This window comes from Candidatus Caldatribacterium sp. (assembly GCA_014359405.1).
GTDB classification, from domain to species: domain Bacteria; phylum Atribacterota; class Atribacteria; order Atribacterales; family Caldatribacteriaceae; genus Caldatribacterium; species Caldatribacterium oleiphilum.
The window spans coordinates 6,087-16,176 of record JACIZN010000031.1; the positions used below are offsets into that span (position 1 = coordinate 6,087).

7 protein-coding genes and 2 pseudogenes (2 of these 9 only partly in view) are annotated in these 10,090 nt (G+C 51.8%); 1 reads left to right on the forward strand and 8 read right to left on the reverse strand.

Annotated elements, in window-relative coordinates:
• From recA to rpsO, 8 genes and pseudogenes are all read right to left on the reverse strand, one after another.
• Positions 1 to 408: pseudogene (gene recA / locus H5U36_03750) on the reverse strand (recombinase RecA) (it extends 589 nt beyond the left edge of the window).
• Between the two features lie 6 nt (positions 409 to 414).
• Positions 415 to 975: an RNA 2',3'-cyclic phosphodiesterase gene (gene thpR / locus H5U36_03755; GenBank protein MBC7217280.1), complete on the reverse strand. Its 561-nt coding sequence runs from the start codon at positions 973 to 975 to the stop codon at positions 415 to 417.
• 4 nt (positions 976 to 979) lie between these two features.
• The gene (locus H5U36_03760; protein ID MBC7217281.1) at positions 980 to 2,215 is read right to left on the reverse strand and encodes a CinA family nicotinamide mononucleotide deamidase-related protein; all 1,236 of its coding nucleotides are present in this window, start codon (positions 2,213 to 2,215) and stop codon (positions 980 to 982) included.
• A complete protein-coding gene (rimO, locus tag H5U36_03765) occupies positions 2,191 to 3,552 on the reverse strand; it encodes a 30S ribosomal protein S12 methylthiotransferase RimO (protein MBC7217282.1) in 1,362 nt (453 codons plus the stop codon). Before rimO ends, H5U36_03760 begins: the two co-directional genes overlap by 25 nt.
• Positions 3,549 to 4,274 carry a helix-turn-helix domain-containing protein gene (locus H5U36_03770; protein ID MBC7217283.1) on the reverse strand — a complete coding sequence of 242 codons (726 nt, stop codon included), beginning with the start codon at positions 4,272 to 4,274 and terminating at the stop codon, positions 3,549 to 3,551. Before H5U36_03770 ends, rimO begins: the two co-directional genes overlap by 4 nt.
• Positions 4,261 to 6,324 (reverse strand): DNA translocase FtsK 4TM domain-containing protein, encoded by a 2,064-nt coding sequence (locus tag H5U36_03775; GenBank protein ID MBC7217284.1) that lies wholly within the window; start codon positions 6,322 to 6,324, stop codon positions 4,261 to 4,263. The genes H5U36_03770 and H5U36_03775 overlap by 14 nt, the downstream gene beginning before the upstream one ends.
• A 1-nt stretch (position 6,325) precedes the next feature.
• Complete coding sequence (locus tag H5U36_03780) at positions 6,326 to 8,443, reverse strand: polyribonucleotide nucleotidyltransferase (GenBank protein ID MBC7217285.1); 2,118 nt, start codon at positions 8,441 to 8,443, stop codon at positions 6,326 to 6,328.
• A 9-nt stretch (positions 8,444 to 8,452) separates the two neighbouring features.
• Entirely contained in the window at positions 8,453 to 8,722 is a 270-nt protein-coding gene (gene rpsO, locus H5U36_03785; protein MBC7217286.1) for a 30S ribosomal protein S15, read from the reverse strand.
• 136 nt (positions 8,723 to 8,858) lie between these two features.
• Between rpsO and H5U36_03790 the strand changes: the two are divergent.
• Positions 8,859 to 10,090: pseudogene (locus H5U36_03790) on the forward strand (extracellular solute-binding protein) (it continues 281 nt past the right edge of the window).

Here is a 10,090-nt window from a genome sequence, read left to right on the forward strand (position 1 = left end):
TCCACTTCGCACAAGGGTATCCACAATGTCCAGCGCTTCTTCTGCGGTGGTTGGCTGGGAGATGAGGAGCTTGTCTATTTGAACACCTATTTTGCTCGCATAGTTGGGGTCTAAGGCGTGTTCCGCATCAACGAAAGCTGCAATGCCTCCCTTTTTCTGTGCTTCCGCAATGGCATAGAGAGCGATGGTCGTTTTCCCCGAAGCTTCTGGTCCAAATATTTCCACAACTCGTCCCCTTGGGAAACCGCCAACACCAAGGGCAATGTTGAGGAGAACAGACCCTGTTTTGATCACCTCGATATCCGTGGTCAGTACATTCTGTGAGAGGAACATGATTGCCCCTTTTCCGTATCTCCGCTCTATGATGCTTATAGCCTGCTTAATGCTTTCGAGCTTCTCCTCACCCATTTTCTTTCACCCCTTTAACGGAATGTACACGAGTTTTCTGTACACCGGGCCAGAGGGCTTGAGTATGCTTTCAAAAAACCCTATCTCCCCAAGAGTGATAGGGAGTGGCGACCAGTCTGAGAAAGAGGTGCGCTCAAGTCTTAAAGGAACCCTGAAGCGGGCAAGGGTCACATGGGGCACGAATTCTCCTTTCTCCTCCTCGCAAGGGATACCTATGGCCCGAAGCCCCAGAAAGACCGCTTCCGCCAGGTTCCTGGTCCTCCTTTTCCCTTCTTCGTCAAGACCCATCCAGAGAACCCTTACCCGTTGCCAGGACGGGAAGGTTCCCAATTCTCTGAGATAGGCATGGTACGGAGGGAACGAGGTGCTCAATTCCTCGAGGAGATTCTGGATGTCCTTCACATGGTGCTCGGGAAGTGCCGGGAAAAACGCCAGGGTGATGTGGAAATGTTCCTTGCGTACCCATTTCCCCTGAGGATACTTTACCCTCTCCTTTTCCACAAAACGAAAGAGAACGTTCTTTGCTTCCTCGGGAAGGTCCAAGGCTATGAATGCCCGAAGGGCCATTCTTTCACACCTTTCTGAGGAAGTTGAAGAGCATCGTCAGAGCAGCCTGAGAAAAGAATCTCTTGTTCATTGACCGGTCACCACCGAACTGGAACCTCCGTACTTCTGTCCTTGCGCCATCACTCACCCCGATGTATACGAGCCCCACAGGTTTATCGGGACTTCCTCCTCCTGGTCCTGCGATACCCGTAATGCCAAGGCCAATGTGGACTTCGGCTTTTTTCCGTACGCCCTCTGCGAGGCGCCGTGCCGTCTCTTCACTCACCGCCCCGAAACGGTTGAGAACATCCTCTGGGACCCCAAGGTCACTCATCTTTGCCCTGTTACTGTACACGATGTATCCCCGGTCAAAGTACTGAGAGCTCCCGGGGATGTCTGTTATCCTGCTTCCCACGAGTCCCCCGGTGCACGATTCCGCTATGGCCACCTTTAATCCTTGCTCGAGGAGGAGTTTTCCCACTGCTTCTTCCAGCGTCTCGCCGTACTCTGAAAAGAGATAGGGGGAGAGGATGCTCTTTACCTTCTCAAGGACTGCCTCTCCCTTTGCTCTATCTTCAGGAGGCACCCCCTGGCCGTAGAGGAAGAACCACACTTCGCCATAATTTGGAAGGAACGAAAAACGTAAACTCGCAGGGAGTTCTCCAAGGAGAGGACGTATTCGTTCCTCAAGCTGCGACTCTCCAATACCGCAGAACTTCAAGGTTTTACTCCGGTAAATACCGCCTGGGAAGTTTGGAATTTTTTCCTCAAGACGATGCCAGAAGAATTCTACCTCTCTTGGAACACCAGGAAGGACAAAAATCTTGGGAGTGCCATCGAGAAAAAGAGCGGGAGCCGTTCCCGCCTCATTGGGAATGAAGGAAGCACCCTTAGGAACAAGGGCTTGCCTTTTGTTGTTCTCTGGGGGCTCAACTCCTCGGAGACGAAGGTAGAAACGACGGATGCCTTCCCATGCTTCCTCAGAAAAGCACAGAGGTAACCCCAGGGCTTGGGCAATTCCTTCTCGGGTAAGGTCATCCGCTGTTGGACCGAGGCCCCCAACGACAAAGAGGAAATCCGCTTTTCGTTCCATTAAGAAGCGAATACACGCCGCGATTTCATCGATTTCGTCAGGGACAAAAAGGACCCACTTTGGAAAGATGCCCTTCTTTAAAAGCTTCTCCACAAGGAAGGCGGAATTCACATCCCGCACCACTCCGGTGACAAGCTCTGTTCCTACACAGAGGATTCCTGCATGCACAGCGCTTCTCCCTCCACCTCATAAGCCGAAGTCCGGGTAACACGCACGTAGCACTTCCGTCCTCTCTTGAGACTGCCGCGCTTTCCTCGTGAAAGGTACACTTTAACCTGGCAATCTACTTCTGGAGCATCCTTTTGGGTTCTTCCGATGAAGAACGTTCCCTGGGCGTCCTTTAAGGGTCCCTCCTCGAGGAGAACCTCAAGGACCTTACCCTGGAGCGATTGGTGAAACCGCTCCATGACGTTCTTTTGAACTTCCATGAGGTAGCTGTAGCGCTTCTCTTTTACCTCTTCTGGAACCTTTGGCTTGAGGAGGAACGAAGCTGTTCCCTCTTCGTCGGAGTACTTGAAAGCTCCCATCCGCTCGAATTGGAATTCTTCCACAAAATGGAGAAGACTCTGGAAGTGTTTTTCTTCTTCTCCAGGGAAACCGACAATAAAGGTCGTACGGATTGCGACACCGGGTATGCGTTCCCGTAATTTCTCGAGTCTTTTCCGAATCTCCTCGAAATGAGAGAAACGGTGCATTCGCTGGAGAATGAAGGGTTCAACGTGCTGCAGGGGAATATCAAGGTATTTGACGATCTGAGGAATGGAGGCAACGACCTCGATGAGTTCATCGTTTATTCCCTCCGGGGAAAGGTACAGGAGTCGTACCCAAATTCCTTCCTGGAGCTCCAAAGCTAAGGCCCTGAGGAGGTCTGGAAGGCTCCGTTTCCGGTACAAATCAAGACCGTAGGAGGTGAGATCCTGGGCGACGAGAATGATTTCCTGCACTCCCCTTTCCTGGAGAGAGCGGACTTCCGCGACAACGGAATCAATGGATCGGCTTCGGAGTGGTCCTCGGATGGAAGGGATGAGGCAGAAGCTGCACCGATGAGGACACCCTTCGGCAATCTTCACGTAGGCGTAGTGAGGTGGTGTAGAGAGGAGACGGGGGCTTTGGTGGGTGTATATTGAGGGAGGCGAATCCATGAAAACGCCTTTTCTCTTGCTTGAGAGGATTTCGGGAAGACGGAGGACATCGTGAACCCCGACCCAGTAGTCGACCTCCTGGTACCTGGAAAAGGCCTTTTCGCGGAAGCGCTCGACGTAGCATCCTAAAACGACAATTTTCTTGCGGGGATCTTTCCTTTTGAGGGCAATGAGTTTTTCAATCCATGCCTCCGCTTCCTCGCAAGAAGGCCGGATAAAAGCGCAGGTGTTCAGAAATACCCACTCTGCTTCCTCAGGGGGTACTATGCAGTTGTACCCGTGAACGAGGAGATTACCCAGTGCCACTTCAGAGTCCACGAGATTCTTGTTGCAGCCAAGGGTTATGAAAGAAATGCGCTTCATGGGGTGAAAGTCTCTTGAAAGGAACCCGAGTCCTGAGCAAGATACCCCCTCTCTTCCCCATTGAGCCACACTCGGACGGAGTTACCCCCGTCTCCAGAAAGCTCAATTGGCCCTTCACTTTTAAAGATGTACGTCTTACCTGGGACGAGAATGCCCGAAAAGAGTGTCTTCCCCAGAGATGTAGCTTCGATCCAAGCCGGTTTTTCAGCTTCGAGGCGAAGCACAACGGCAAAGGAAGGTGGCGTTGGGCTTTCGAGAACCGGGGAGGGTGAGAGCTCTACTGCTGTCATTTCAGTATTTTGGCTTGATTCCTCCTTCCAGGGGAAAAGGGGGGTGAAAAAGACGACGAGAATCACGCTGCAGAGTATTACGAGGAAGACAAGGACTCCAAGAAGTACTCTCTTTCCTCTTTTCCTCTTTGGTTTCTCAGGGGTTTCTTCGCTCCTCTCGGAATGTCTCCGTTTTTCCTCATACGCCCTCTGGGCGAGGGCACTGGCCTCTTCCTGATTGAGTCCCAGGAAACGAGCATAGATTTTAACATACCCAAGGACGTAAGTCTTTCCAGGAAGGCTTTCCCACGCCCCTTCCTCAAGAGCCTGGAGGAAACGTGCGGAAATGAAAGTTGCCGCCTCGACCTTTTCAAGGGGTATACCCTTTTCCTCTCGGGTACGCCGCAGGAAGCTTCCAACCTCTTTTGCTACCTCCCGATTAAAGCTCTCCACCTCTTTCCCCCCGCTTCGCGATGACCTTCCGAGGCTTGCTCCCCTCATACGGCCCGACAATACCCTCCCTCTCCATACGCTCAATGAGCCGCGCGGCTCGGTTGAATCCTATCCGGAGTCTTCTTTGGAGAAGAGAAGTCGAAGCTTTTCCAGTTTCCACAACGATGCGCACCGCTTCTTCGTAGAGTTCATCTTCCTCACTATCCTCTTCTTGAAGGGCACTTGTTTCCTCCTGGGGAGTGAACTCGAGAGGGTATGGAATGGGTCCTTTCTGGCCCATCCAGTGCTCCACGATTCTTTTGGTCTCTTCAGTCCGGATAAAGGCCCCCTGACCACGTATGGGTTTACTCACTCCAAGGGGGGCAAAGAGCATGTCTCCATTTCCCAGAAGCTTTTCTGCTCCTGGACCGTCGAGAATCGTCCGGGAGTCTACCTGAGAGGAAACGGCAAAGGCCAGACGGGAAGGAAAATTTGCTTTGATGAGACCGGTGATGACATCAACAGAGGGCCGTTGCGTTGCCACAATGAGGTGAATGCCCACTGCCCTTGCCATTTGGGCAAGGCGGCAGATGTACGTTTCGACGTCACCTGGGGCGGTCATCATAAGGTCGGCAAGCTCGTCAATAACGACAACAATGTAGGGAAGCTTCTCCTCACTTCTTGCAATGCGATTGTACTCCTCAATGTTTCGACAGGAGAGTTCTGAGAGGAACTCGTACCGCGTGTCCATCTCTCGGCAGAGCCACTTAAGGAGACGTACCGCAAGACGAACCTCAGAGATAACCGGGGCACAGAGGTGAGGTACTCCAGCGTACAGCGAGAGCTCAACTCTTTTTGGGTCGATGAGAACGATACGAAGGCACGACGGGTCTGCCCGGTACAAAAGGCTCCCAAGGAGCGCATTGATGCAGACACTCTTTCCCGATCCTGTGGCACCTGCGATGAGGAGATGAGGCATGTCCCGAAGGTCCCAGAGAATGGGTTTTCCTCCGACATCTTTTCCCAGAGCAAGAAGAAGAGGCGAAGGGTGGTTGGCGAATTCCTCCGTTTCAAGGAGTTCACGCAGCGTAACGATCTCCTTGTGTCGATTGGGAATCTCAATCCCTACGGCAGCTTTGCCAGGGATTGGGGCTTCTATACGTACTGCTGCTACAGCAAAGGCTAAAGCAATGTCGTTGGAGAGACTCACAATCTTATTCACCTTGATTCCCGGGGCGGGCTGGAATTCATAGCGGGTAACCGTTGGGCCGACCTGAACGTGAATGACTCGCCCCGATACTCCGAATTCGGCAAGAGTTTGCTCGAGCTTTGCAATTTCTTCCTCGATTTCCCGACGGGTTTTCTCTCCCCGCTTGGCAGGTGGTGGATCAAGGAGTTTCGGGGAAGGGAGAGTCCAGGAGTTGCTTGTCTCGTTTTGGGGAACTGATTTCACCTTACTTCTTGGAGAACTCGCTCTTCTTTTTCTTGGAGGTTCCTCAAGGGTTGAAAGGGTGAAAGTCTCAACAATTTCTGCCCTCTTTTCCTCTTGAGGTAGCGGCGGCTGAAGAGGTTCTTGGGGCTCGGATTCTGTATCTCGATGATGGAAAAGGGAAACGATCCTGCGGAGAAGTCTCCCTTCGCTTATGAGGTAGGTACCAAGGAAAGCCGTAAGGAAGAGGAAAAGGAGCATCCCCACATCGCCGAAGTATTTCTCGAGAAAGCCAAGAAGCTGTGCTCCAGCTACTCCCCCCACCCTTCCTGTGGGGAGTACTATGCTTCTTTGAGAGGCTTCCCGCTCACTCAAAACGAGAAATACAAAAAACCACAAGGATGTGCCAATGATTCTTCCCGCGAAACGGTACCGTTTCGCGGGATGGAAGAAAGCGAGCTCGTACGTCACAAGGCCAAGAAAAAAGGGCAAAAGATAAGCCCCGATGCCGAAAGTCCAGAGCGCTCCTCGCCGAAGGAGCGCTCCGACTTCCCCCGTCCTTTGGGAAAAAAGTGCAAGAAGAAGGTAGACCGCTGTAAGGACTAAAATCGAGAGGACAAGAAGTCTCTTTCTTGTTTCCATTTCATCTCTTTCGCTGGGGAGTCTTTGTTTCCTTCGGCGGGGAAACTGCTGCAATAGCCTCCTTGTGGCTTAAGGTGATACGGCCGAGAGAGTCGATACCGATGACTTTGACGAGGAGATCCTCCCCTGGTTTCACAAAGTCCTCCACTCTCCGAATGCGCTCAAAAGAAAGCTGCGAGATATGGCACAGACCTTCTCGACCAGGGAATATTTCTACAAAAGCGCCGAAATCGGCAATCCTTGTCACCTTGCCGAGATAGATTTTTCCGACCTCAACATCCTGGGTTACGTTTCGAATCATCTCGATGGCTTTTTCTTTTCCTTCCTCGGTTCGAGAGAAAACAAGAACCTTCCCGTTTTCCTTGATGTCAATGGTCACGCCCGCCTCTTCGACAATTCGTTTGATGATCTTCCCGCCTGGACCGATGAGAGCACCAATCCGATCAGGGTTAATCTCCACGATGCCAATTCGAGGAGCATATGGGGAGATTGAACTCCGCGGTTTGTCAAGGACTGAATCCATAATGTTGAGGATATGCATGCGTCCTTCCTTGGCTTCCTGCAAAGCCTCTGCAAGTATTTCCCAACTCAGTCCTTTGTTCTTCACGTCAAGCTGAATGGCGGTGATGCCCTTTCGACTTCCTGCAACCTTGAAGTCCATTTCCCCATAGTGGTCTTCAGAGCCGATAATATCCCGCAGGAACACTTTCTTGCCGTCTTTCAAGAGAAGGCCAATGGAGAGTCCGGCACACGACGAGCGGATGGGCACCCCCGCGTCCATTAAGGAAAGGCTCCCGCCACATACTGTAGCCATCGAGGAGGAACCATTGGACTCTAAAATTTCGGAGACAACGCGGATGGTGTAGGGAAATTCATCCTCCGGGGGAATGAAGCATTCTAAGGCTCGTTCCGCTAAGGCACCGTGACCGATTTCTCTCCGCCCGGGACCTCGCATTGGACGGACCTCTCCTGTACTGTACGGAGGGAAATTGTAGTGGAGCATGAAACGTTTGGCTTCCTCTTCCTGAAGGCCGTCTACCTTCTGTTCCTCGCTTGTAGCACCAAGGGTTGTAATGACCAAGGCCTGTGTCTGTCCCCGAACAAAGAGAGCTGAACCGTGAGTACGAGGAAGGCACCCAACTTCGCAGTGAACAGGACGGATTTCCTGCGGAGCCCGACCGTCCTGTCTGCGACCCGTGGTAAAGACGAGATTTTCTATTTCTTCCTTGACGACTCTATCCCAAACGGGTGTAAGGAACACCGCGTTTCCAAAGCGGGCTTCTACTTCCTCCTTTGCCTTTTGGAAGAGAGCATTCATTTCTTTCTCCCGGGCTTTTTTCTCGGGTATGGTGATGACCTGGCTGATGGCTTTCCGGTACTCCTCATCAACGAAGGCCTGCAGGGCGTCCCAGAAAGGAGGAAGCGCAATCTCTCGTTTGGGTTTCCCAAAGGAGGCAAAGATATCCTTTTGGGTTGCAATCATTTTAAGAATTTCTTCGTACCCAAGCTTCAAAGCGGCGACAACTGTATCCTCGTCCACTTCTTTTGCCCCAGCCTCAATCATTGCGATTCCCTGTTCTGACCCAGCCACAATGAGGTCGAGACGGCTCGTGGAGAGTTCTTCGAGGGTGGGGTTGACGACGAGTTCATTGCCCAGAAGGCCGATGCGACAAGCTCCGACAGGCCCTTCAAAAGGAATCTCAGAGAGACCCAGAGCGAAAGACGCCCCGACGATTGAGATGACATCAGGAGGATGGCTCTCGTCAACGGAAAGCACAGTAACGACGACCTGAATATCGTTGTACAGAAGCTTTGGAAAAAAGGGACGAATGGAGCGGTCGATGAGGCGTGCACTGAGGATGGCAGGAACTCGAGGTTTCCCCTCCCTTTTGATGAAACCCCCGGGTATTTTTCCTGCGGCGTAAAAGCGCTCCTCAAAATCGACAATGAGTGGAGTAAAATCTACTTCCTCGCGAGCTTCATCGGACATCGTAGCGGTCACAAGGACAACCGTGTCCCCGTAACGAACGGTGACCGCTCCATGAGCCTGCTGAGCGAACTTTCCCGCTTCAACGTAGAGTGTTTCTCTTCCGAAACCTACCTCCCACCGGTATGACACAATAAGGCCTTACCTCCTCAAACCGAGTTTTTCAAGAATTGCATAGTATCGATCGACATGGTGCTTCTTCAAGTAGTTGAGAAGTCTCCTTCTTCTGCCGACCATGATGAAGAGACCTCTTCGGGAATGGAAATCCTTGGGGTGCTGCTTGAGATGCTCCGTGAGTTCTCGGATACGCTCTGTAAGGAGCGCAATCTGCACCTCAGGGGAACCTGTGTCTGAGCTGTGGATCTTGAATTGCTCAATTATTTCCTTCTTTCGTTCCTTCGTCAACGCCAACTCTGGTCCACCTCCATCTTTCGTCCAGAACATTCAAAGGTTAGTTTACCACAGAATTACAGATGCTGTAAACATTGACAGCTTCTATTTTCCTCTGATAGGATGATACCAAACCATTCAAGGGGGGGGGTTGCACATGGGTTGGAAGTTTGGTTTTTGGTGTGGGATTTTGGTACTCCTTCTTGTTGCTGCGTTGACCTGCGCTACTGCTCAGACCTGGGAGTCCCAGCCAGGAGAGTTCAAGGGACAGACTATTACCGTACTCATTACCGATCCCCATTCTGCGGTGGTGGAGTCGTGGAAACCGGAATGGGAAGCACTCACTGGAGCAAAGGTTGAAATGGTTGTCGTACCATATGCTTCTTTGTACGACAAAATGATGACGGATTTCATCACAGGAACCGGTGCGTACGATCTCATCTGCTGGCCTTCCACCTGGGCAGGAGACGTTATGGGTGGAGGGTGGGTTTTGCCCCTCGAAGATTTGATGGAGGAGTACGGCTACCCCGACTGGGATGATGTCGTACCAGCGATTAAGCTCATTGTTTCCTGGGGTGGAAAGGTCTACGCGTTGCCCTACGATGGTGACTGCCACATGCTCTACTATCGGAAGGATGCTCTGGAAAATCCCGATTACCGAGCGCGTTTCAAGGAAAAGTACGGATACGAATACAACATTCCTCCGAAATCCTGGGAAGAGATTATGGACATAGCAGAGTTCTTCACCGGATGGGACTGGGACAACGATGGAGAGGTTGAATACGGTATCGCCTTCATTGCCCAGAGGAAAACACAGGCCATGTGGTCGTACCTTGATATTGCCATGCAGTACGCTGCTCAGCCTGGGGTTTCTCCTTTCTTCGATCCCGATACCATGGAGCCTCAGGTGAACAACCCTGGATGGGTCGAGGCAATGGACGTCATCCAGAGGTTGACCAAGTTCGCTCCTCCGGGTCTTTTGAGCTATGGCTATAGCGAGCTTCGCCAGGCCTTTGTTTCGGGAAACTCGGCTATTGCCCTTGACTGGGGTGATATTGGAATCCTCGAGCAGTCTCCGGAGAAATACGGAAGCAAGGTGAAGGGACTCCTCGGGTACGGTCCACTTCCTGGATCCATGAAGACCTATGACTTTAAGGCAAAGAAGTGGATTGAAGGGTACAATCAGGTGAACTTCCTGAACTTCGGTGGATGGGTATTCTCTATCTCCAAGTTCTCCAAAAACCCTGTTCCTGCTTACAAGTTTGCCACGTACTTCACTGCTCCGGAGCGGAGTCTCCTTGATGTATGTGGTGTCCACGGGTACACAGGAGCCAATCCCTGGCGCTTCTCTCATTTCAAGAATATCGACAAATGGGTTGAAGGTGGCTG

Coding starts and splice junctions, on each gene's coding strand:
- thpR (MBC7217280.1), bottom strand. CDS start 975: ATGGCCCTTCGGGCATTCATAGCCTTGGACCTTCCCGAGGAAGCAAAG.
- rimO (MBC7217282.1), bottom strand. CDS start 3,552: ATGAAGCGCATTTCTTTCATAACCCTTGGCTGCAACAAGAATCTCGTG.
- H5U36_03775 (MBC7217284.1), bottom strand. CDS start 6,324: ATGGAAACAAGAAAGAGACTTCTTGTCCTCTCGATTTTAGTCCTTACA.